The organism is uncultured Adlercreutzia sp. (assembly GCA_910585575.1).
GTDB lineage: Bacteria > Actinomycetota > Coriobacteriia > Coriobacteriales > Eggerthellaceae > Adlercreutzia.
In genome coordinates, this window is record CAJUFS010000039.1 from 1 (window position 1) to 22,809 (window position 22,809).

General features: G+C 59.7%; 18 protein-coding genes and 1 pseudogene. 1 reads left to right on the forward strand and 18 read right to left on the reverse strand.

From position 1 onward, the window contains the following. The 16 genes and pseudogenes from QZ307_RS06640 to QZ307_RS06715 all read right to left on the reverse strand — a co-directional run. A pseudogene (locus QZ307_RS06640) lies at positions 1-522 on the reverse strand (4-hydroxy-3-methylbut-2-enyl diphosphate reductase); the annotation flags it as partial. A gap of 252 nt (positions 523-774) precedes the next feature. Then, positions 775-1,662: a lysophospholipid acyltransferase family protein gene (locus QZ307_RS06645; protein WP_295997575.1), complete on the reverse strand. Its 888-nt coding sequence runs from the start codon at positions 1,660-1,662 to the stop codon at positions 775-777. 156 nt (positions 1,663-1,818) lie between these two features. Next, on the reverse strand, positions 1,819-2,493 hold the full coding sequence (cmk, locus tag QZ307_RS06650) for a (d)CMP kinase (RefSeq protein WP_295997578.1): 675 nt from the start codon (positions 2,491-2,493) through the stop codon (positions 1,819-1,821). Beyond that, positions 2,493-3,836 (reverse strand): 3-phosphoshikimate 1-carboxyvinyltransferase, encoded by a 1,344-nt coding sequence (aroA, locus tag QZ307_RS06655; RefSeq protein WP_295997582.1) that lies wholly within the window; start codon positions 3,834-3,836, stop codon positions 2,493-2,495. Before aroA ends, cmk begins: the two co-directional genes overlap by 1 nt. Next, positions 3,823-5,025, reverse strand: a complete 1,203-nt coding sequence (locus QZ307_RS06660) for a prephenate dehydrogenase/arogenate dehydrogenase family protein (protein WP_295997586.1) — start codon at positions 5,023-5,025, stop codon at positions 3,823-3,825. The genes aroA and QZ307_RS06660 overlap by 14 nt, the downstream gene beginning before the upstream one ends. Before the next feature lie 127 nt (positions 5,026-5,152). Next, positions 5,153-5,500, reverse strand: a complete 348-nt coding sequence (locus QZ307_RS06665; protein WP_295997589.1) for a type II toxin-antitoxin system RelE/ParE family toxin — start codon at positions 5,498-5,500, stop codon at positions 5,153-5,155. Next, positions 5,500-5,787, reverse strand: a complete 288-nt coding sequence (locus QZ307_RS06670) for a type II toxin-antitoxin system prevent-host-death family antitoxin (protein WP_295997591.1) — start codon at positions 5,785-5,787, stop codon at positions 5,500-5,502. The genes QZ307_RS06665 and QZ307_RS06670 overlap by 1 nt, the downstream gene beginning before the upstream one ends. A gap of 101 nt (positions 5,788-5,888) precedes the next feature. Next, positions 5,889-6,506, reverse strand: a complete 618-nt coding sequence (locus tag QZ307_RS06675; RefSeq protein ID WP_295997593.1) for a DUF6273 domain-containing protein — start codon at positions 6,504-6,506, stop codon at positions 5,889-5,891. 73 nt (positions 6,507-6,579) lie between these two features. Further along, positions 6,580-7,029, reverse strand: a complete 450-nt coding sequence (locus QZ307_RS06680) for a hypothetical protein (protein WP_295997597.1) — start codon at positions 7,027-7,029, stop codon at positions 6,580-6,582. 136 nt (positions 7,030-7,165) lie between these two features. Beyond that, positions 7,166-7,348 carry a hypothetical protein gene (locus QZ307_RS06685; protein WP_295997600.1) on the reverse strand — a complete coding sequence of 61 codons (183 nt, stop codon included), beginning with the start codon at positions 7,346-7,348 and terminating at the stop codon, positions 7,166-7,168. Between the two features lie 60 nt (positions 7,349-7,408). Beyond that, on the reverse strand, positions 7,409-8,719 hold the full coding sequence (locus tag QZ307_RS06690) for a hypothetical protein (protein ID WP_295997603.1): 1,311 nt from the start codon (positions 8,717-8,719) through the stop codon (positions 7,409-7,411). A gap of 30 nt (positions 8,720-8,749) precedes the next feature. Next, on the reverse strand, positions 8,750-11,173 hold the full coding sequence (locus QZ307_RS06695; protein WP_295997606.1) for a leucine-rich repeat domain-containing protein: 2,424 nt from the start codon (positions 11,171-11,173) through the stop codon (positions 8,750-8,752). Positions 11,174-11,203: 30 nt separating this feature from the next. Beyond that, positions 11,204-13,582 carry a protease Lon-related BREX system protein BrxL gene (brxL, locus tag QZ307_RS06700; protein WP_295997608.1) on the reverse strand — a complete coding sequence of 793 codons (2,379 nt, stop codon included), beginning with the start codon at positions 13,580-13,582 and terminating at the stop codon, positions 11,204-11,206. A gap of 9 nt (positions 13,583-13,591) precedes the next feature. Next, complete coding sequence (gene pglZ, locus QZ307_RS06705) at positions 13,592-16,231, reverse strand: BREX-1 system phosphatase PglZ type A (protein WP_295997612.1); 2,640 nt, start codon at positions 16,229-16,231, stop codon at positions 13,592-13,594. Positions 16,232-16,293: 62 nt separating this feature from the next. Then, entirely contained in the window at positions 16,294-17,916 is a 1,623-nt protein-coding gene (locus QZ307_RS06710) for a fibronectin type III domain-containing protein (protein WP_295997614.1), read from the reverse strand. 121 nt (positions 17,917-18,037) lie between these two features. Beyond that, positions 18,038-18,997, reverse strand: coding sequence for a hypothetical protein (locus QZ307_RS06715; protein ID WP_295997617.1), 960 nt, complete (start codon positions 18,995-18,997; stop codon positions 18,038-18,040). Positions 18,998-19,422: 425 nt separating this feature from the next. Between QZ307_RS06715 and QZ307_RS06720 the strand changes: the two genes are divergently transcribed. Next, entirely contained in the window at positions 19,423-20,100 is a 678-nt protein-coding gene (locus QZ307_RS06720) for a DUF3800 domain-containing protein (RefSeq protein ID WP_295997620.1), read from the forward strand. A 550-nt stretch (positions 20,101-20,650) separates the two neighbouring features. On the opposite strand, the gene QZ307_RS06725 is transcribed toward QZ307_RS06720, so the two are convergent. Continuing rightward, positions 20,651-21,274, reverse strand: a complete 624-nt coding sequence (locus QZ307_RS06725) for a HEPN domain-containing protein (RefSeq protein ID WP_295997622.1) — start codon at positions 21,272-21,274, stop codon at positions 20,651-20,653. Further along, positions 21,271-22,809: Eco57I restriction-modification methylase domain-containing protein (locus tag QZ307_RS06730; protein WP_295997627.1), on the reverse strand; the 1,539-nt coding region annotated here is incomplete at its 5' end. The genes QZ307_RS06730 and QZ307_RS06725, both read right to left, overlap by 4 nt.

Genomic DNA, 22,809 nt, shown 5'->3' on the forward strand with positions numbered 1-22,809 from the left:
CTGGGTGGTCTGGGCCACCACGCCCACGGGATCGTAGAGCCCCTCGGGGATGTCGGCGGGGCTCGCCACCACGTCGACCTTGCCGCCGGCCTGGCGAGCCCAAGCGGTCAGGCCCTCCACTTCGGGGTGGCCCTCCTCCCCCACCACAATAACGCGGCAGCCCTCGTGGGCCAGCTCGGCCGCAGCAGCCTGGGCGCGGGCCACGTGGGGGCACGTGGCGTCGACCACCGCGAAACCGCGCTCGCGCACAGCACCCAGCACCTCGGGGGTCACGCCATGGGAACGGATGACCACCGACGGAACCTCTCCCTCCCCTTCGCTCGCGGGTGTCCACTCAATAGCCGCAACATCGTCCACGGGCTCGGCGCCGCGCTCGGCCAAGTCGGCCACTACCTGGGGATTATGGATGAGCGGCCCCAGCGTGTAGGCAATGCTTCCGTCGGCAATGACCTCGTCGGCCATGTCCAGCGCACGCTGCACGCCATAACAGGCCCCGGCCCGTTTCGCACGAACAACTTCCACGAATCCAACCTTTCACTCGTCCGATTGGCTGGAAAAGCCCGATATTGGAACAGAACCCGTCCAAAATCGTCTTTTTGAAGCCAAAAACCTTGCAATACAAGCATTAACGCGACATTTTCGATCTTCAGCGTTCCAAAATCGCTCTTTTGCAGCCAATCGAGCCTCACTTTCTTTCATTTCGAGGCCATCGGTTACAAAACCGCCATTTCCAAGCCACACCAGCAAGGATCAGTTCGGGCAGAAGCACGTTTTCTATGCGTCTCCCGCAGCCTTCTCGGCCTTAGCGGCCTCCTTGGCTGCCTTGGCCGACGCCTTGGCGCGGGCGGCCTCAGCCAGTTCCTCGCTGGTGTGGCGGGGCACCGGATGCTCGGCAAAGACCGCGGTGTAATCCTTCGCATCGGGGAACAGTGCCGGCATGTCCACCTCTTCGGGCTTCACGTTGTAGAACAGCGCGAAGCACTCGCGCAGCGCGTACCAGGAACAAGCTTCCAGGCGGTCGTCCTTGGGCAGAAAGTCGAAATCGCTGACCAAGATGGGGTCGCCATAATCTACGGTCACCTTCGGAAAATGCACACGCTCGCCCTTGTTCTTGATCTTCTCCACACCGCGCACGGTCATGGGTAGAATGGGCACCTTCGCCATACGGGCGATCATGGCCACGCCGGCATGGATGTCGGGCTTGCGGTTGCTCTTGCCGCGACGCGTGCCCTCGGGCAGGATGCCCACCAGCTCTTGGCGCTTCAGCATGCGCACGGCGCGTTTGATGGAGGTCATGTCGGCGGTGTCGCGCTTCACTGGGAAGGCACCGACGCGCGAGAGGATTTGGCCCAACAGGCCGCCGGCGTTGTCGAACAGAGAATCGCGCCCCATGAGGCGCACCCACTGCGACGGGCGCGCAGCCAGGTACATGAACACCACGTCGAAGAACGAGGTGTGGTTGCAGATGACAATGGCGCCCTCAGCGTTTTGGAAGGCGCGCAGCTTCTGTCGGTTGTCCACCCGATAGCGGAACAGCAACTTGCACAGACCGCCGATGACAATCCAGGCCAGGTTGCCGAACCAATGCGGGATCTCCTTCTTGCTGGGCTCGCCGCCCAGATCCATATCCCACATATCCTCGTATTTCAGGAATAAACTCATTGAAAAGCACTCCCTACAAGAGTTGAGCGAAGAGGAGCACGGGGTGGTGCTCACCAAGCGAGTTCCGCAGCGAACGAAACAGCCCGGTGGGCTGTTTCGCCGAGCGAGGACTGTTTGAGCGACTGAGCACTACCCCGTGATCCGACTTTGGCAGAGCTACGACTGCGCCTTGCGGGCCAACGCGCAGATGTCCTCGATGACTTCCTCAATATAACGGCCCGTGGAATCCATCTGCACGGCGTCCTCGGCCGCCCGCAGCGGCGCCGTCTCGCGGGAGGCATCGGCCTCGTCGCGGCGGCGCAGATCGGCCAGCACCTCGTCGTAGTCGATGGAGCCGATGCCGCGATCGACGTTCTGGCGCACGCGGCGATGGGCACGCTCTTCATCCGACGCCGTCAGGAACACCTTCACGGCCGCATCGGGAAACACCACGGTGCCGATATCGCGACCCTCCACCACGTAGTTGCCGGCATTGCCGATGCGACGCTGCTGATCGAGCAGAGCCGCGCGCACAGCGGGCACCGCGGAGACGGGGCTGACGGCGCGGTCGATTTCAGCGGTGCGAATGGCATCGGTGACTTCGTCGTCGCCGATGAACACGCGACGGGGCACCGGGTCGCCCTCCACATGGCCGAAGGCAATGTCGTAGGTGCGGGCGATGGCCCCCAGGCCCTCCTCATCGTCAAGCGCAACGCCGTCCTGCAGCGCGCGCCAGGCGATGGAGCGGTACATGGCCCCGGTATCGAGGCAGGAGAAGCCCAGCTCCTTGGCCACCGCTTTGGCCACGGTGGACTTGCCGGCCCCCGAGGGGCCGTCGATGGCGACGATCACTATTTCACCAGGCCTTTCAGGTCAGCGAGGAAATCGGGGTAACTTACGGCCACGCAGGTAAACTCCGTGACGTTGACGGGCACGCGCCCGCAGGCGCCTACCAGCGCCCAGGTCATGGCCAGACGATGGTCGCCATGGGAATCGAATACGAGGCCCGCAGGCACCTGCAAGTTGGGGTTGCCCTCCACGTAAAGGTCGTCCCCCTCTTCCCAGGCGTCGACGCCCAGCTGGCCCAGGCCCTCGATGATGGCGGCCAAACGATCGGATTCCTTCACGCGCAGCTCGCCCACCTCGTGGAACACGGTGATGCCGCGGGCATGGGCGGCCACCAGGGCCAGCACGGGAATCTCGTCGATGACCGAGGCAATGTGCTGCGAGGGAATCTCGCAGCCGCGCAGCGTGGGCGTGTAGTTGATGGTGATGGCGCCACGGGGCTCCTTGCCCTCGGCGCCCTCATAGCTCTCGCGAATGTCGGCGCCCATGCGCTCCAGGGTGCGCACGAAGCCGATGCGGGCCGGGTTGAGCGAGACGTTCTCGATGCGCACCGAGCTGCCGCGAGCCAGAAGCGCCGCCGCAGCCACGAAGGCGGCCGAGGACGGATCGCCCGGCACCACCACGTCGGAGGCCAGCATCTCGGCCGGCCCCTGCACCGAGGCCACGCGGGTACCGGCCGTGGTGGGCACATTGAACTCGGGGAGCATGAGCTCGGTATGGTTGCGGGAAGGCGCCGGCTCGTTCACCGTGGTGGTGCCGTCAGCGAAGGTGCCGGCCAGCAGCACGGCCGTCTTCAGCTGGGCCGAAGCCATGGGAGACGTGTAGTCGATGGCCCGCAGCTGCCGTGAGCCGCACACGGTGATGGGCAGGTGCTCCGGCGTTTCCGGTTCGAAGTCGCAGCCCATCTTCGCCAAGGGCGCCACAATGCGGCGCATGGGGCGCTTTTGCAGGCTGGCATCGCCGGCGATGGTAACCTTGATGTCCCACGGGGCCACGATGCCCATGAGCAGGCGCGCCGTGGTACCGGAGTTTCCGCAGTCGATGGGGGCATCGGGCTGGGCCGGACCCTGCTGGCCCCAGCCGGTTACCGTACCGGCCAGCGTGCCGTCGGCCTGACGGTCCAGCAGCACCGAAGCGCCCAGGGCCTCGACGGCGCGGATGGACGCGCGAACGTCCTCGGAATCGAGGACGCCCGTCAAATGCGAGGTGCCCTCGGCCATGGCGGCGAACAGCACGGCGCGGTGGGAAATGGACTTATCGCCGGGAACCGTGAGGGATCCCTCAAGCGGACCTCCCAACGGTTCGATGATGGTGTACGGCGGCAGCGTGACCGATTCACTCGTCGACATGAGCGTACTCCTTCGGCATAAGGGGACTGAACGATACAGAGAAGCCGGCGTTGATCAGCTGCAACGACAGCTGACCCACATCGCCCTCATCGGTGAGGATGAGGGACAAAACGGCGTTGCCCTCGCTAATATGGTCGATGTCAATGGATTGTATATTGCATCCCACCGAGCTTGCAATAGTGCAGACCTCGGCCACCACGCCAGTGCGATTGACCATGGGGATGCGCACCTCCAAAAGCTTCTCGGTGGAGGGCACCCAGGCAGCGGGCAGAGCGCGCCGGGCCTCGGCCGCCTCGGCCAGAAGGCGGGTGAAGGTCTCGCGATCGCCCTCGGCCAGGGCGGCGGAGAAGGAGCCGATGATGCCGGCCATCTCATCGAGCCCGGCGCGCAGGGCGTCCGCGTTGTCGAAGGCGATACCGCACCACAGCTTCGGGCTGCCCGCGGCAATGCGCGTGGAGTCCTTGAAACCACCGGCGGCCAGGCGCATGATGGAACGCGAATCATCGGCGTGGGCGTTGGCCAGCTGCATGAGCGAGCTTGCCACCATATGGGGCACGTGGCTCACAATGGCCACGGCCTGGTCGTGCTCCTCGCGATGGAGCGACACCACGCGGGCGTCGATGCCAGTGACCAGCTCGTGCAGGTGTTGGAAATCCTCGGGTAACGTGGTCTCGTCGGGGCAGAGAATCCAATTCGCGCCCTCGAAGAGGTCAGCGCGAGCGCCGGCAATGCCATTCTGCTCGGAGCCGGCCATGGGATGCCCCGGCACGTAGCGCTCGGGCGCCGGCAGAATTTCGGCAGCTGCGGCCAGAATATGGCCCTTGGTGGAGATGGTGTCGGTAACCACGCCCCGGTAGTCCCACGCACGCAGGCGCTCCAGGTAATCGTCCACCGCCGCCACGGGCGTGGCGATGACCACCAGCTGGCAAGGACCCTGGATAAAGGCACGGAAGGCCTCGTCGTCGGGACCCGAGGCGGCGGACACCCAGCCGCGCTCAACGGCCGTGGCGCAGGTAGTTGGATCGGTATCAACGCCGAAGACGGTAACGCCGGGCATCTTCGCCGCCAGCGTAGCCGCCAGCGACGCGCCGATAAGGCCCAGGCCGATAACGGCCACGGCCGAGAAGGGGACGTCGGCCAGGGCGTCGGCCGACGCCCCCTCGTTTACTTGTTCCATAGCTTCACTCATAGGATGCGATTCGTTCCTCACGTGATCTGCGAATAAATCGCCTCCCATTGTATACGAACGAGCCGCCCCCGCGCCCAAGCACCCGACAGCGGCGGCGAATTTCGCACAAAGGCAGAAATGGACTGCGCTACTCGCCATCCCGTTCGCCGTCGTTGTCTTCTCGCCACTCGACAAAAGCGTAGTCGTCGATTTCCTGGCGGTTGTGAATGACACGCCATACGGTAAGCGACGATTCGTCGAACGAATAGAAGATGCGATAGGAGCCCACCAGCCACGAGCGATAGTCGCGCTTTGTAAGCGTTTCATCGATGAAGGGGCGCCCCAACGTAGGCATTTCGGCCAGGCGCTTCACCGCTTCAACAAGGGCGGTGTAGGTAGAGCGCGCAGCCGTTGGATTGCGGCACACCTCTCCGAGATAGATAGCCATCGACTCAAGATCGAACTTAGCGCGCGGGCGATATGAAACCTCGCGCATTACACGCCCCAGACCGCGAAAATGTCTTCCAGGGAGGCATCGACCTCTTCTTGCGTGAGCGAGGCCTTGAGGTACCGCTCCTCAATTTCAGCCTCACGCAGCTTATGGGCAAAACGCTCGTGCTGACGCTCGTCCTCGTAGGCGGCACAATCCATCAGCACGAGGCTTGCCTTGCCGTTCTTGGTCATGAAGATGGGCTGCCGGCTCTCTTGAGCCTGCTGGCACACATCGTTCAAATTAGTACGCAAATCGCTAATGGGGCGAATAAGGGGAACAGCAGCGGGCATAGCAATCACCTCTATAAATAAGTTACTTATTTATAGATAAATATATCATGCCGAGCAACATCGATCAATCGTTTACCCTTCCGGGAAATCGATTCAGGAGCCTATTTCCCTTCATCCCTTACCTCGATGTTGATCTTGGACCTATCGAGCCAGAATGCGGGTCGAACACCCCATACCTCATTGGGCAACGAGCCTTTCTTGTTGATATCCCCCATTTCACCCACTATGCACGCATGCTTGGTGGGAGAGGAGGACACCTTTCGTCCCGGGGTGCGCAGCCAGAAGCCTTTGGAAAAGACACCCTTTATGGGCTTGCATCGCCTGTCGAACTTATCGGCAAAGTATTTGTTTGCCTCATCGAAGCTCAGCACAAAGACCTTGTCTTTTGTTTTATACGGCTCTCTCGTTTCGTACTTTTTGAAATGATCAGGAACGGGAATCAGATCGTTGTCGAGCTCCACCTCAACAACCGCATCCCAAATGGCCGGCCCGAGAAGTCCCGGCATCTTTTTCTCCATCGATGATCTGAGCGCGCAATCCTTCCACAGCTCCGTCTTGCAATGCTGGTCAAACGTCGCCTCATATATGATATCCCTGCTAATTACCAAAACACGCTCATCGGTCTTTTCGAGTACTCTCAAAGTAGGTATAGAGGACTGGTGCGTAGCCAAATACTCGACACCGTCCTCTTCGAAAAGTTGCAGAATGGGTTTTTCCATAACCTTTACCTCCTATCATTCGCGGCCCCAAAGGCCCTCGCCCTTGCACATCATGCAGTTTGCGCGAAAGCCCCTAGTACTCGTAATAGAGGTCGAAGCCGAGCGTTAACACACCGGACTCGTCGGAGATGCTGGTCAGCATTGCCGGCTGGGCTCCCCTCTTTTCGCCAAAGGCCGGGAAGAAGAAGACGACCTTGCGACGCGGATTGGCCTGTTCCTGCAGCGCCAGAACCGCCTTGCAAAGGTTGTCGTACGTAATCTCGTAGGGATTGACCTCTTTATCCGTTACATCGAAGTAGAACTCAATGCCGTTATAGGTGTCCTTATCGCATTTGCGACGCACTCTCAGCCGCAGTCGATCGTCGAAGTTCAGCACCTTGGGATCCATGCCCTTCTGGATTTCTGCCTTGATCTTTACCGGGGACTCGGCGGTGAGACCAAGCGCCTTGGGCGGCTTGGTGACCAGCTTGAGCAAACTCGAGTACGTCTTGCCACTTCTCCAAATGTATTCATTGTCGTCCATATACATGTCAATTGCCCCTCTCTCGTTTCCTTGCTTGCGGTTGCTTCTTTCCCAGACTGGCTGCGATTCGATGCTAACCGATACCCACCGAATTCCGTTGCGCAACAATCTGCGCTTGGCGATGTCAAATACGGGGCTATTCCACTTCGAAGCGCGTCAGGTCCACGCCTTCGCGCTCGGCCAACTCGCACAGCTCGTAGCCGTCGCGCGCATCAATTTGGCCCAAGTCTCCCAGCGCCGGCCATAGTCCCGCCATCATGGCCGTGCCGTAGTAGTCGCGCAGGTAATCGCGCAGTGCGTCGACATCTATAGTTGCCATTCATGCCCACCTTTCGCCTTGCAAGCCAGTGCCGAGCATCCGCACGGCAAAGCGTTATTACTAGAAGTTCTTGGCCGCCTCAGCCAGTGATTCCTCCCACTGATCCAACTGCTCGTCATCCATCGAAGCACCCAGAAGGGCCGCCTGGTCCTTAAGCGTTTCGCGCACTACGAACAGGTAATCCCGAAGCGGGGCCAGTTCGACGTTCACAAGATCGTTGGTAAACTCCATCAGCTTCACGAAGCCGTACCAGAAGGCCTTCACGTGGAAGGAGAAGTCGTCGTCGAGCATGCCGAAGTACTTTTTCGCGTTGAAAACCTTCATGCGCTCTGCGGCTTTCAGCAGACTATCCCCTCCCTCGTCTTCCTCGAACGCCAGGGGAATGGAACCGCCCGAAGAAGTCCGCGGATTCGCGCCGCCATAGCTTGCGAAAACCTCCTCGCCGAATTCCCCGACCCAACCCCAGGAGTAGCCGCAGCACTGGCCGTAGTCGGACTCATCAAGGAAGGCGGCGAAAAGGCCGTTGTCGGCCACCACCTGCTTGAACGTCTCCAAGGACCGTTGCACCTCTTCCAGCAGAAGACGCAAAACGCCGGGATCGTAGCGAAGCTCATAGGTAACATGCCCGTCGTACTCTCCGAGCTTGTCGGGACTCAACGTCTTGCCGCCGACAAGAACAGCCTGCTCATCCCTGAAGGCGACGAACGCCTGATCGAGCTTGCTCCATAAACGGTCGCAAAGCTTGCCGAATTCCTCCTCGGACACCTCCTGCGGCGTTTTCTCCGAGAAGCTCTGCGCGTTGGCCTCAAAAGCGGCCTGCAAGACGCCGTCCAAAGAGCGTACGACCGCCTTCGCTCCAGGGAAAGCATGCACTCCTCCGCTCTCCTTCGCCCCCTTCGCAAAAGGCACCGGCACGTTCGCGCACACTTGCACATCAAGACGAATGCCGCGGGCGGCCTCTCGGCATGCCTCGTCGGGATTCAGGCGCGGCACCGCATCGAGGATTTTGGATGCCAGATGCACCGTTTGCTCCAAACGCGCAAGCATCTGTTTGCGATCCTGCATACGGGTGAAGGCCTGGTACCGCTGCACGTAGTTGATCGTTTGCGGCATACGCAAATCAGCCTGAAGGGCCTGGATACGTCGACCCGCAACCTCGCGGAAGAACGCCGCTGCCGCCCATCGTCCCCGGTCGGCACGGCGCAACACATCGTTGCGCGCCGTGCTCTCGAACGACTCCTGCAGTGTGCGCACCCGCTCGCGGCGCGCCGCCTCGATGCCGGCCGCCTCTTGCGCCTCTCGCGCCGCCGCATCCCGTTCCGCTAAGGCCTCAGCCAGTTCACTGCTGCGGCTTTTTTCATCGGCATCCATAGCTTCCCTCCTCTCCGCACCACCGGCATCCTAGGCGCCAAGGGCCTCAATAGCTTGGGCCGTGGCGGAGAAGCCCGCTTCGCGCGCCAAGGCCGCAGCGCCGGCCCTCATTTTCTCGGTGACGGCAAATCCTCTCTTCTCCATGATTCGAATTTCGTCCGTGCAACCGTTTTTCGCGAAGAGGTTCAGGAGCGCAGCAGTGTTCGAGAAGGTTTCCGGATCGAGATAGGCCACCATTTTTTTCGCGGCATCGAGGTAGCGGATAAAGCCGGGATCCCACATGGCAGCAACGCGGTCGGGCATGACCGCGCAAACCGCCTCAACGGTCTCGGTCGCGCATCCGGGGTACAAGATCCCTTCGTATTGCTCAATGGCGTGCCAATGAGACTGACGTGCATCCTGATACACCAAGGGCACCGATGCGCTTTCCTGAGCGGCGATCTTATAGAGCTTCTTTGCCAGGCCCTGCTTGAGCTTTACCGAACGATAGCAATCTCCGGAATCTACAAGAGCCGCCATGATAAGGCCCTTGAGGTCAACCGTTGAAAGAAGACCATCTGCAGCTAGTCGGGCAATGAGGCCGTCGCTTTTGTTCGACAGCGCCATAAAGTACAGATAGCCATCGTGATACCCTATGGTTCCGCATCGACCAGGTATCTTCAAACCGTCCTCGATCAACACCTTGTCCAAGTACTTCTTCTTGCGGTTTTCCTGCTTGCTTTCGGTATCCCCCTTGATAGCCCAAGGCTCGAATGTCGGCTGGAGGGTGGCGCCTCGAGCAATAAGGGCTCGAGCGGTCTCCTCATTGCCGGCAGCCAAGGCCCGACTCAGGGCAATACAGGGCATCTCAAAGGAATCGAACATATCGTAGAGACGATCGATTGTGGCCTTATTGCCCTTAATGGCCCCGAACATCAGCAGCTCACCGGCGGAAACAGGGTTGATCTTACTGGCTATGGGAGCCAGATCATCAAGCAGGCTCTCGTCGCCTTTGCGCAGCGCCTTGATCACCGCGGCGCACTGAACGGCCGGTGACGGCTTCTTGGGTTTCTCCGGCTCTTCCTTAGCGGTCTTCTTCGCAGCCGTAGCCCCGTAGCCGAGCGACTCGAGCATCGATAGCCCCACAATTTCGCCCGTCTCCTCGAAGTGCTTGGCGGCCTTTTTCGCATTTTTCTTCACATAGGCTGCGTACTCGCTGCGCATTTCCTCCGCCGGACGCGCCTCGGCGTCACCCGTCGTGCACAGACGCACGAGGGCAACACGGATCTTGTCCTCGAAGCCCGTGATCTTATCCGCCTTGAACAGCTCGTCGGTCTTCTGGAACGCCAGGCCTCCCTCGATCAGGGGCCTCAGGCTTTTCGCGATCCCGTCCTTGGGAACGTAGGTGGCAAAGCAGTAACCGCCCTTCCCGTCTCGAATGGCCACCAGCGTATCACCGGCGCACCCCAACGAGGAACGCCAATCGTCAGCCATCACGGCAGGGAGGCTCACCGATCGCATACCCGTATAGGCGCTCTCCCCTATCTCTGTCACTGAATCAGGAACGATCAGCGACAGGTAACGGCACCCCTTGAAGGCCTCGGCGCCAACCGTCTCCAGCGAGCTCGGCCACGAAAGGCGCTGCAGGCTTGACTCAGAAAAGGTACCAGCGGGAAGCTCTCGCATATCGTCGGGAAGCGTCACTTCATCGATAGAGGCGCAATAAAAGGCTCCTCGGTGCTCAACCGTGCGCCCATCGAGAAAGCTCTCACGGACATGCTCGTAGGTTTCAAGGAGAACTCCCTTCGGCAGCTCAACGCGGGCGCCATGGGCCAAACGAAAAGCCTCCGCCTCGATACGCTTTACGGAACTCTTCATAGCCCACACTTTCAATCGTGCAAGATAGAACGAGTTCTTAGCAAGCGTTGTAACGGTTTTCGGAAGCTTGGGGAGGAGGGGCTTGGGGAGGGTCGGACAATAGAGAAGCGTCTCGACTTCCTTATCGTAAAGCATCCCCTCTAGCACCGTATAGCGCGTCGAATCGCCTGTCAGCTCGATCGGATAGCCACCGCCGAGAATGGTATCGGCCACGAAATCGGCCTGCGCGAGCATGTGACGATCTTTGTCCGCATAGATCGACGACGCAAGAGGCGGGAAAATGCCATATTTCGTCACAAATCTCAGGTCAAGTTCTGATGGATTGGGCGGGCATTGGTCGCAGTCGACGTCTTCGCCCTCATAGGACACAAAAAGCGTGGTGTGCTCCCAATGCCGGGTACACGGATCGCCTTGAAACTCCGTAAGCGTCTCGGGCAGGTAAATAGCCATCCCGCGACCTTTCGACAAACTGCCCTCTCGTGCCGCGGTAACTCCGTAGGGGATGACCGCATACTTCCGTTGCTCGATTAGAGGCTCAATAGAAACCAGCTCCGTGCCCACCACAGCTCCGCAATCGCGAGCGGCTTGAATATCCATAGCTGCAACCTTTCTCTTCGAGGGGATTCCCTACAAGTCCAATGCCTTCTTAGCGGCGTCGACGGCGTCGCCATCCATATAGAAGATGGGGCTTACGGCGCCCATCAGTTCGGGCGGGATGTTCTGCAGATCCTTGATGGCCCCCATGGGCAGCAGGATCTTCTTCGCGCCGGCATTCTTCGCCACGCGCATGATGTCCTCGAGCCCGCGCAGCTCGTCCATGGTGCCCGACAGGCGGATGATGCCCGGCACTACCAGCGACGACAGCACCGGTCGATTGGCCGCCGCCGAGCACAGGCCCACGAACTCGGCCAGCGAAAGCTCGTCGGAGGGGCCCTTGCCCTGCAGATCGTTCAAAAACAGCAGGTAGTCCTTCGAGCCGATGTGCATGCCCGGGGCCACGCGGCGAGCGTTGTTCTCGAAGGAGCGGAAGGCGGCCTCCATGGACTCGCGCACCTTGGCGCTACGTCCCAGACCCTCGTGGTGCAGCTTGCACTCGCCGGCCACCGCACGATTTTCCAGCTTGTACACGCCGTAGTCGTCGCCGGGAGTCCGGCCCACCGAGAACACGTGGCCCGGCAGCAATGACCCCTCGCCCACCAGCGTGTCGTTGGACTGCTCGGGAACGGACACCACGCATACCTCCTGGGTATCCAGGTCCATATACCCCAGGTTCACGTCGTTGAACTCGATGCCCGCCATGATCTTCAGCTGCTCCTTCACCCGGCGGCGCCCCTCGATGGCATACTCCAAAATGCGGCGCACGTCCTCTTTCGTCATGGCGCCGTCGGGGAACAGCAGCTTCGCCAAACCGCTGAAGGTCTTGCGCACGGCAATCTCGTCGCGCTTGTTGAAATCGGCGTTCAAGCGGAAGAACTGGTCGATGTAGTGGGTGTAGTCGCGCTTGCGCATCTCTTTACAGAACTCGCTCAAGCAGTCGGTGATAAGGCCGTAGTGGTCGGTGAGCAAATCGCTGCGCATCTTCGGAATCTCCCAACCGGGAAGGTAGCAGTGGATGCGGTCGAAGTAGGCCGAGTCACCGTTGAACTCCGGCGGGAAGGGGTCGAACAGGTGCGTGGTCTTCAGCACGTTCTGCACCGTGTCGTTGATGTTGCCCTCCAGCACAATGGAGGCGTCGGCGTTGATCTGGTCGCGGCCGCGGGCGTAGCTGCCCGAGGCCATGTAGTCCTTCATGATCTGGATGGCGTTGGCGTCCTTGAAGCGCATGCCGGCCACCTCGTCGAAAGTGATGCAGTCCCAATGGCCCACCAGCCCCGTGCGGTCGACGCCTCGCGAGTTCATGCGGCCGAAGAGGTTGGCCGTGGTGGTCTGGCCGCCCGACAGGAGGATGGCGTAGGGCGAGACCTCCTTGTAGATGTGCGACTTGCCCGTGCCGCGCGGACCCAGCTCGCACAGGTTGTAGTTGCGCTCAATGAGCGGCACCATGCGCTCGAGGAAATGCAGCTGCTCCTTGTCGGACAGGGCGTCCGGCTCATAGCCCGCCGAGCGCAGCAGCAGATGGGCCCATTGGTCGGTGGTAAAGTGCTGGCGCTGGTCGATGATGGTGTCCAGATCGAGATTCGGCATCTGAATGGGATTGAGAGAGATAACGCTGAACGGAGAATCCTCCGGCCCTCGCTTTTTCGCGCTCTTCTTTTTGGGCGCGGGCTCGTCGAAGATGTCGTCGAAATCCTCCTCGTCGGCGGGGCGCTTGTACTCAATGCGCATAATGCACCAAATACCGCCTTGGAGAATCTTCGTGTAGTCGCGCACATACTCGGCCGGCATCACGAAGGGCTCGATATTGAGGTTCGCGAAACTGGCCACGTAGAAGTCACGGTACTCGTCAAGACGGGCCGACACCTTGTCGATGATGGTGTACTGGCCCAACTCGCGGATTTTCGACTTGATGGTCTCGGACTCGTCGGGGCGCACGTAGTTGTTGGTCAGAATGGCGCGGATACGCTCGAGCCCCTCTGCCACGGCCGCCTCGTCGTCGGTGGAGCAGTACATGCCCAGCAGGTACTCCAGCACGAACGTGGGCACGTTGGCGCCGCGCTTCATAAGGGCCGTCAGGTCTTTGCGAACGATCTTGCCCGAGAAGTACTCCAGAGCCAGGCGATCGAGCTCGTCGGTCTCGAAGGCCGTGTCGTAGGCCGCCGCCTCCTTTGCCTCGTCGACGGCGGCGTCGACGGTCAGCTCGGGCTCGGCAGCAGGCTCGGACTCGGGCTCGGATTCGGGCTCGGAACCGCCTGGCTCGGATTCGTCGGCGGCAAAGGCGTCGGTGAATACGGCCTCCTCAGCCACCGGACTAGCGGCACCTTGCTCTTCCTCGGCGAAGAAGTTGTCAGCGAACACGGCGTCCTCGTCGTCGGGCGCGCTGGTGAAAAAGTTGATCTCTTCGGTCACGGCATCCTCCTAGAATCCGAAATCAGTGGGGGCGAAGGCGATATCGACGGTGTAGCGCTCGCGGAACAACGGCTCGCCCGTCTCGACGTTGCGCGCCACCAGGTAATATTCGTCAGCGCTACGGTAGGTGCGTCCCTCGCGCAGGGCGAAGCGCACCTCCATGGCCCGAGCCCGCTCGTCAGCGTCGGCGCGATCGGCCACGGCTCGGCGCGTATCGCTTACCGGGTTGCCGGCGTCATCGACCAGCATCAGCTCGTACTCGGCGGGAGCCACCTTGCCGCCCACCGGCTCGGGCTGGTACAGACGCACGCCGAACAGCATGCTCGTGATGCGGCGGTTGGTGTCCAGCAGCCGCACCTCCGCCGCCTCGGCAGCGCCGATGCTCTTCGATCGGCTTCCGCCGTACCGCACGCGAAGCACCGGCACGCACAGCTCCTGCAGGCTCACACCGCCGTGCACGTAGTGACTCGTGCCGCCGGGACGCGCCAGGCGCGCTATGCCACGGGGGGCCAAGCCGGTCAGCGAGCCGGCGCCCACCGGCTCCATGTTGACGGAAAGCAGCCGATCGTCGCTCACCGAGCCGCACACCAGGGCAAAGCGCTCCTTGGCCTTCTCAGCCTCCCCCGCAATCTCCGCGGCGGACACCTTCGCCGCCTGGCCCAGGGGCTGCCGGGTGTAGAGGAAGCCGTGATCGGCCGTGACCACGATACGCGCGGCCTTTATCTGGTTGACCGCCACCTTCACCAGGGCGCAGATGTCGTCGATGGCGCGCTCGCAGGCCCCGAAGACGTCGTGCTCGGTGGAGGCATCCTCGCCTGTGGCGTCGATGGTATTGTGGTAGATGTACACCACCTCGGCCTCGCGGGCCACTTCACGCTGCTCGGCCGACTTCATGGCCAACAGGTCTTTGGCCGTCAGCGCCATGCTGGCTGGGCGGCGCGCCTTCAGCACTGCCTCGCGCTGAGCCGTCGACAAAGTAGGCATGCCATCGACACTGACGGCCAGCGTTTCCTCGTTCACGGCCAGGGAGCGATGCGGTAGCAGCGCCGCCATGCCGAAGGGCGTGACCGAGGGGAACACCCCCTGTACCGCCGAGCACTCGCAAGCCACTCGCAGCCGGCGTTCCAGCTCATCGCCCAGCTGACGGGCCACCTCGTAGCGCAGCGCGTCGCTGACAATGACTACCACGCGCTTGGCTCCGGCCAGCTCGTTTTCCACTACCTCGTCGTAGAAGCGGCTCTGGCGCGGCACGTCGGCCACGTACCCTTCGCGCGCCCAATCGCCTTCGGCACAGGCGATCCAGCACTCGTTGGCCGGCGTCAAAAATCCGTTCACGTAGTGATTGTCGGCCCATTCGGCCACGGGCTGCATGGCCTCTGAAAGCTCAGGGTCAGCGTCGCGCACGCAGCGCTGGTAGGCCTCGCAGAACCGACGATAGGCCGCATCCATCTGCCACCAGTCGCCCACATAGGCCTCCCACACCTTGGCCGCCGGCGCTTCGTGGTAGCCCTCGCCGTGAACCCGCAGGAAGTCCTGCATGGCCGACGCCGCCAGCAGCGCGTCGAAGTAGCACGCCACCTCGGCATAGCCCGCCAAGGCGCGCCGCGCGGCCGCCGCAGCACGCACGTCATCGCGACGATCGGCACCTTGGCCGAGCGAAGCGGCCAGGTTGGCGACAATGGCGCGGTTCACCCCGGGGAACACATCGGTTTCCAGAAGCGACTCCAACGACGCGCCGGCAAAGCGCATCGGCAGGTTCGCCTCGCGCTCGACCTTCTCGGCTGCGTCCGCCAGCAGGGTTCGGGCCGCTTCGTCGCCCGCGGCCCAATCGTGCACAATGCCCAGGCAGAACTGACCGCACTGGGGTGAGCAGGCATCCTCCAGCCCGCGGACGAGGCTCTCGGGCACGCTGGCCGCGAACGCCGAAAGCAGCAGATGGGCAGCAAGGGCGTCGGCATCGGCCAAATCGCCCCCATAGCCTGTCACGCCGGATACTGAGCGCGCCAGGGCCGCAGCCACGCCATAGCGTTCGAGCGTGGCCAAAGTGCGACCCGACTCCCCCGCCTCGGCATCGACCAGGGCGGCCTGGGCATAGGCCCGCACTACCGCCTGGGGCGTGGGCTCCACGCGCCCCAGCGCCGCCGCCAGCACACCCGCGCGCACGTCGGCCGCCGTCCGAGCCTGAGACATAACCGCCTTGAACTTCGCCGTACGATCCTTCGCGGCGAAGAACGCCCGCAGCTCGGCAAGCGCCTCGCGCACCTCGCGCGTGTCGGCCGCCCCCAAGTCCTGCACGAGCAGCGACAGACCGTCGGCCTGGAAGTGCTCGGCATACAGCTCGATATCGGCCAGCAGGTCCCCGGCGATATCACCCGCCGCTCGTGGCCGGTACAGGGCGAAATCACTTTCCGTATCCTCCCGGGCGATACGCCGTTTGAGGGCGAACAAAACGCCGTCCTCGTCCCGTGCGAACTGCAGAGGGCGCTCGCCCGGCGTCAGCTGACCAGCTGCCGCGGCGGCGGCCAGGGCATCGAAGTCCTCCGAAAACTCCCCGTCCGCGTCATGCCACACCACAATGCGCCGCCGCGCCGCCCCCGAAAGGGGCGCCGCGAACCGCGCGAGAAACTGATCCTTAGCCTCTGTCTGCACTAGCACGTCTCCTCAATGTTCCAGTCTCTGCAATATCCACTAACGCGAATGATGCTTGAAAGCTATTTCGTCTTTACCGACTTCACGCTGGACCAGGTGGAATAGTACTTGCTCTTTCCTACCTTCTTGTACGTGCGCACGCGCACGTAATACTTAGCTTTCTTCTTAAGCTTGGTTATCTTCAGGCTGGTTTTCTTCGACGATTTCACCGTCTTCGTTTTTACCTTCTTCTTAAATTTCTTATCGGTGGAATACTGGATCTGATAACCCGTCGTCTGCTTGGCCTGCTTCTTCCATGTCACCGTAAAGGACTTTTTAGAGGCCTTGGGCTTAGACAGTTTTGTTCCGACAGGATTGATATTGAAGGCTATCTTCTTCGTGCCGGCTTTTTTATACTCGCCCTTGCCGGTGATGATCACGTAGCCTTTGCCGATTTTCTTATTCGCTTTGTACTTAACTGTGTAGTCCTTGTTTTTCATCAAAGCCTTGCCGGCGATGGACACACGCACAGTAGGCTTAATGCTGCGGCCCGTATACTTATAGTCAGTTTTCACGCCGGCGATTTTCGCGTCCTGCATCTTGATGGACTTCAGCGCTACCGGACTGACAATGAGCTCGACATTATGGGTGACATCCATGTAACACCATTTGTCGGTGCCGTCGAAGACAAGGTCGATCCTCCCCTGTTCCTGGATTAGCTCCCCGCCATCCTTACGATAGACTCGAAGCTGACCTTCAACACCATGGAATGTATGTAGGTAGTCAGATTTAAATCGAACCTGCGCTCTTCCTGGTAACTCACCATTATTAGCAAAAGTTATCTGAACCAACTTCTTACCTACATTTAGGTCAGCGCCTGAAACCGTCTTGATGTCAATATCAAGCTTCACGTCTTTGGAGGTTTTCGTTATGTCGCGACCGTTGAAAATCCATTGAACAGCATCGTCGTAGCACACTACAGTTTTATCTTTGCCGCGAATGGCCTCAAAAGCCGCCTTGGGGAGGATTTTATTAGAGTCGATAAGAATCTTTGCCGCTGAACCTTCGGGCATATTTCTCAATTTGGCTATAAGCTGAGGATTGGAAAGGGCAGCCGCGAAATTATAGTCAAACTCATCTCTCACTTCGAATCGTGGCACAGGTAGGTAAGTGTCGCCGTAGCGCTCTTCGAGCACCTCGACCACACTGCCATCATCGGCGACTTGCTCTTGCAGCCAATAAGTTCGCGTATTGCCAGCCTGATCGGTAAGGTATACCTCCTTCACGTGCCATTCACCATTGCGCGCGTCCGCAGGAATAGGAACGTTAAACGTATAAGTTCCAGTATAATACGGGCCCCTGCCATCATCCGCATCCAGCACATCGTCGTAATAGTACAGACTATTTCGGCCAGTCGACGACCGCAAATCAATAGATGCCACGCGCACACCGGTGCCATCCTCTTTGATGCCGAGGGTCACCTTGGCCACACCGGGCTTGGACACCGTCGAGGGCGATACCGAAATTGAAGTGATGATCGGAGCTTCCTCGTCGCCGCCCATGCTTTGGGAGGTTGCTGCAACCTCCCTTACTGGCATCCCCTCGACTTGCTCAGCTGCGGCATTCCCTGGGGTAAGAGGTACCACAGCAAATGCAAGGGTAAACGAGAGAAAACTCATCAGTACTTTACTTACTGCTGTCTGCATTTTCTTTCAGTCCTTTCTTTTCAGGATGCATTTCAGTCGCCTCACGATTTACGATTTACTTCATCGGACAAAGCTGGCTTGCAGCGACGCCCTCCGAACAACTCAAATCATGTCTTTCCTCCTACTTAATCCTCGCCAGTACGTCTTGGAACTTCGCGTAGTTCACTTTTACGCCGTCGTCCAGGTCTATCTCTATCATCTGATCGGCCAGGTGGTGCACCTGTTCCTCGAAGGCCACGGTTTCGGCCAGCTGGTCGGCCAGCTTCTTCTGCTGCTTGGCGATGCGCGTCTTCTCGGCGCCGGAGGCCTCGCGCTCGGCCTCCTCCAGGTGCGCTAGCTGCGTGCGGTAGCGCTCCTGCTGCTCGTGCACGTAGTCGGTGCGCAGGCGCGCCAGCAGGTCGGGCTGGTAGCGGTGCATGTACACGAGCGCCTTGAAGCCGTTCTTCTTGCCGGAGTCGAACAGCCAGTAGATGGGCCGTTTCTTGTAGGTTTGGCAGTGGTCGCGGAAGAACTCCTTCAGGAAGTAGTCGCGGATCACCTGGCGTGGGCTGCCCTTGCCGCCCAGCGCATCGGCGATGTAGCGCAGATTCTCCTCCAGGGTCTCGGGACCGTAGGCGGCGGCCACCCAGGCCACGAAGTTGCCGACGGTGTCGTCCTCGAAGTACTCGTCATCGGTGATGGGCAGCACATTGTCCTCATCGGGCATGAACGTGGGCTCGGGAATGCGCGCCAGGTACTCGGCCAGGGTGTCGCCCTGGTTCGCCAGAATGAGGCCGTCCTCGTCCAGCGAGTAGCGCCCCAGCATACAGCCCACGGCGTAGCTGATCAGCGAGACGATCTCGTCGCGGCGGGTGCGCACGTACTTGTTGCCCTTGAACGACTCGGGGATTTCCTCAGCCGTGTCGAAGATGCGGGCGACAGACACGTACTTGTCCTCCACCTCGATGGGCACCTCCCCCACCATGTCGTAGATCTCCGCGAAGATGCGGTTGAGCTCCTCCTCGTTGGCCTTCAGCTGGTCGAAGCGCGCATTGGCCTCGGCCTTCCAAGCCTCGTACTTGTCAGCAATGAGCGTGGCCACTAAGCGGCCCTCCTTTCGAATGAGACGGTTCTCTTTCGCTTTTGGTAATTCAAGAAGCCAAGCCTTGAAACCGATTTGCTATCCGTGATATAAAGAACTCGGTCCTCCCTAACAGGGTCGGCCGCCAAGAGCCGAAGGCAATCCTTCGGCAACCGCTGGCTTCTCCGTTGGAGCGGGCCAGCGAGCTGAGAAGTTCGCTTCGCGGCAAAGATTCGGAGTCCTCGCAAGAGGGGCACCGACAATCGGGGATAAGGCCCCGGTAACCAATTCGTCCTCTCGAAAGAGTCGGCGTCCAAGAGCCGGGGGGTTTCCCCCGGCGTTTTTAATTTGCCCGATCGGTTCGCCTGTAAGCTGCAGTTGAGCATATTCGGATTCTTGTGATTAAGGGCATGGCCAATTCGCATTGAGCAGAAGGAGCGCGCCCTATGAACGAACTCTCCATTTTTGTCGACGAATCGGGCGATGTTGGGGAAACATCTCGGTATTACCTTGTTACTCTGGTATTCCACAACCAAGCAGAGATGATAGACCCTTCCGTTTCCACCTATCGTCGCTCCCTGCAAGACAGGGGTCTTGCAGCCATCCCCATGCATTTCGGCCCGCTGATCAACGGCAACGATAGTTACAGGAACCTGGCGCTCGACGAACGCAAGCTGCTCCTGTCCAGCTTTCAAATTCTGGCGAACCGGCTCCCCATCGCCTATAAGACATTCAGCTATCGCAAGGATCAATTCAGCGACGAACGCCGTGGACTTGCAAAGAGGCTTCGCAGGGACCTCGCCATCTTCCTGCTGGATAATATTGCGCTTTTTCAGAGCTACCCTGTCGTTAAGATCTACTACGACAACGGGCAAGAAGAAGTGACCGAAGCGCTTCATGACTCGATAGAGTACGCACTTTCCAAGGAGGCGATTATTTATCGCAACGCGCGACCCGTAAAATATACGCTCTTTCAGGTGGCCGACTACATTTGTGGAATTGAGTTGACCGCACTCAAATACGACGCGCATACCCAGACGAAAACCGATGAACGGTTTTTCGGCGGCAGAACGTCGTTCAGGAAGAACTTCCTGAGAAAGCTGCGTAAGAAGCGGATCGACTAGCGGCCTAACCGTCATCGCTGCATGACAGCGATGACGTGGGCCGTGTCCGTAGCACGGGGTGAGCGCCCCGAAACGAAGGGCGGCCACAGGAGCCAGTTTCCTTGTGGCCGCTCGGTAAACAAACGGCGTTGCTCGCATCACCAAACACGGGCATCCGCTGATCGTTATTGTAGCAGCCGCAACAAAATCTGAGCAAGGCTCAACGCGCTGAGCTTTGAATATTTCGCCAATAAGGAAGATCATTCGTTCTTGGCGCCTCCCACAGAAAACACCACCGTGGCGTTGAACGAAGTGGGCAAGTTCACAGCATCAAGCACCCGCATAACGCCCCGCCGACAGACAAAAGGACGCCGAGGATTAAGTCCCTGCAGAGGAGTTACGATATCTTTGGATAGCGTTCTTATGAGTTCGTTCATTTTGCTGGTTATCTTTCCTGAGCAGAATCGCATTTTTCCTATGACGTCATAGCGTACGCGCATAAAGATTGACGACAGTCAGCTTGGCCTTGCGGAGAACAGATGAGGCCCACACAACGCAAAAGGAAGGCAAGTTACTCGCTATTGGTAATATCCCATTTCTCAGCCTGCAGATCGATTGTCTGAACCAGACTTCGGGATGCCTCCATCCACTTCTTCACCGTCTTTGCCTCGATCATCGATAGGCGCCCCGCAGCGTTGGACTCGTCTTTTCTTACCGTATCAACTTCGTGAACGATGCGATGACGTCTTTTTGTCATCGCATCAATCGAGGATTGCTCTGAGAATTCACGTAAATCGATATCGATTTTCTGCAGCCATGACACAATTTCGGAATAGCTATTGAATGTCTGGCGCTGCAAGGCCTGGCCCACAGAATTATTTATCACGTCGTCAATATCTAGACCCCTAAGAGGCAATAAATCTTGAAGGGTGTATTTCAAAGAATGCCCGTCTCTCCCCATCAAGGGAATATCTTTGAGCACTTCTCTGGTCGCCTTACGAGGCAGCCACAGCGCCAACAACGTCCGCAGGTAGTCCTCTTGCGCACCATGCAAGAAAACAATACAAGATCGCAAAATGTCAGTCGCTTTAGCATCTTCAGGAAGCGCAGTCTTCCTTATCTCCTCATAAATTACTAGCATGCTGTCAACACGCGCTAAATTTGTCTTATAACGCAAAAACACTTCCGTACTCATTCAGGACCTCCAACAAGCGGACTGCGCCGATAATCCCAAGATGTTTCAAACGCGTCGTAATCCCTCCGCGATAAATCGATGAGTTTCTCTACGGCACTTTCAATTCTCGATTCATTATTAGATCTCGGAATAGGAACCTTCCCTACGTCGCCATTGGTATAGTTCATTGTGGGGGCAATAAAAGAAAGCGCCTCTTGGACCACGCTAGAATTCATAGCCCCCAATATGAGAAACAGAGAGACGCCGATATCCTCTTTATGCGCTACGCGCAACCCTGCATTCGTAAAAATTGACCCAGAAGGGACATAGCGCATAGAGAACGAGCCTGAAGATATCATTCCCCAGGTAAGACCTTCCTTAAGATAAAAGGTCGGATTGCGAATTACAGCGCCTGGAAAGGAGCGAATCTCTTGTCCGTCACTGCGCCAATTTATCACCCACTCTAAATTTCCATACCATTTTCTTCTCTCGCCCCCCTTATCGCACGGGTACCAAGTACAGCTTTCTTCGGCCGATTCACATAGACCGAAGCGATGCAGCACGTTCTCGCACGTCTCCCACCACAGTCGCAAAAAACGGTCGTTGTCGCCCGTTGCCAAGCCTTGAAGAACGAATGCTACAGCGTTTAAGCTCTCCATATTGCAAAACGCGCAAATCATCGCCTCACTCGCCCAGTAGGCTATGGGGGTGCCGGGGATGGATTTGAAGGCTTTGGCGGGGCGGCGGTAGAACCAGCCGCAGGTTGGGTTGGCGACAGCCTCGCGGATCGCTTGCTCTTTCGGCTCCTCGCCTTCGAAATCCACGAGACGCAAGTAGCTAGCCGGCTCTTCGGATGGAGCATTGCAGTAGACCGTCGCCGTGGTGGCGACTACCTCGCCGCCGATGGATCCGAAGGCCCTTGTGCCCAGATGGGCCATGGAGGCGATAGAGCGCTCCTTCAGCATCTTCTCACGCAGGGCCTCGAAGCTGCCGAGGAACATCCAGCTTTGCATGGTGATCATGGCTGAGTAGCCGTCGGGCTTTGCCAAGGAGAAGCCTCGTTCGATGAAGCAGGTGCAGAGGTCTCGCTTGCTGTCGGAGTAGTGCTTCTTCGTCCAGGCGGCGAGCCACTTATCCATGTTGGAGGAGCCCATGTAGGGCGGGTTAGCTATGACGCAGTCGTAGGTTTCGGCTAGGGGCTCGCAGTTGGCGAGCATGGCGCTTACCTGCTCCAACGGGGCGGCGGCCAGGAGGTCCCCTCCGGCGGCGCGGGCGTCAAGCTCGTTCTCGGCGGCGCGCAGGGCTTCCAAGTCCGCCGGCTCGGGGACGAAGAGGCTACCACACTCGCCCATGTGGGCCATGGCGTCCAACAGTTTGCCGCGGGCGGCCAGCATGGGCAATTCCGCCAGTTCCTCCTCCGCGATTTCCGCGGGCCTCAGGCAGACGATGCGCGGGTTCGCGCGCTCCTCGCGGCGCAGGTAGCGGCGGTCGAGCTCGCAGGCCTCCATGGACAGGGCGAAGCTGGCCATGGCCGCGGCGCGGGGGTCGATCTCCAG

Coding starts and splice junctions, on each gene's coding strand:
- QZ307_RS06645 (WP_295997575.1), bottom strand. CDS start 1,662: ATGAGTTTATTCCTGAAATACGAGGATATGTGGGATATGGATCTGGGC.
- aroA (WP_295997582.1), bottom strand. CDS start 3,836: ATGTCGACGAGTGAATCGGTCACGCTGCCGCCGTACACCATCATCGAA.
- QZ307_RS06660 (WP_295997586.1), bottom strand. CDS start 5,025: ATGAGTGAAGCTATGGAACAAGTAAACGAGGGGGCGTCGGCCGACGCC.
- QZ307_RS06665 (WP_295997589.1), bottom strand. CDS start 5,500: ATGCGCGAGGTTTCATATCGCCCGCGCGCTAAGTTCGATCTTGAGTCG.
- QZ307_RS06670 (WP_295997591.1), bottom strand. CDS start 5,787: ATGCCCGCTGCTGTTCCCCTTATTCGCCCCATTAGCGATTTGCGTACT.
- QZ307_RS06675 (WP_295997593.1), bottom strand. CDS start 6,506: ATGGAAAAACCCATTCTGCAACTTTTCGAAGAGGACGGTGTCGAGTAT.
- QZ307_RS06680 (WP_295997597.1), bottom strand. CDS start 7,029: ATGGACGACAATGAATACATTTGGAGAAGTGGCAAGACGTACTCGAGT.
- QZ307_RS06685 (WP_295997600.1), bottom strand. CDS start 7,348: ATGGCAACTATAGATGTCGACGCACTGCGCGATTACCTGCGCGACTAC.
- QZ307_RS06690 (WP_295997603.1), bottom strand. CDS start 8,719: ATGGATGCCGATGAAAAAAGCCGCAGCAGTGAACTGGCTGAGGCCTTA.
- QZ307_RS06695 (WP_295997606.1), bottom strand. CDS start 11,173: ATGGATATTCAAGCCGCTCGCGATTGCGGAGCTGTGGTGGGCACGGAG.
- QZ307_RS06710 (WP_295997614.1), bottom strand. CDS start 17,916: ATGCAGACAGCAGTAAGTAAAGTACTGATGAGTTTTCTCTCGTTTACC.
- QZ307_RS06720 (WP_295997620.1), top strand. CDS start 19,423: ATGAACGAACTCTCCATTTTTGTCGACGAATCGGGCGATGTTGGGGAA.
- QZ307_RS06725 (WP_295997622.1), bottom strand. CDS start 21,274: ATGAGTACGGAAGTGTTTTTGCGTTATAAGACAAATTTAGCGCGTGTT.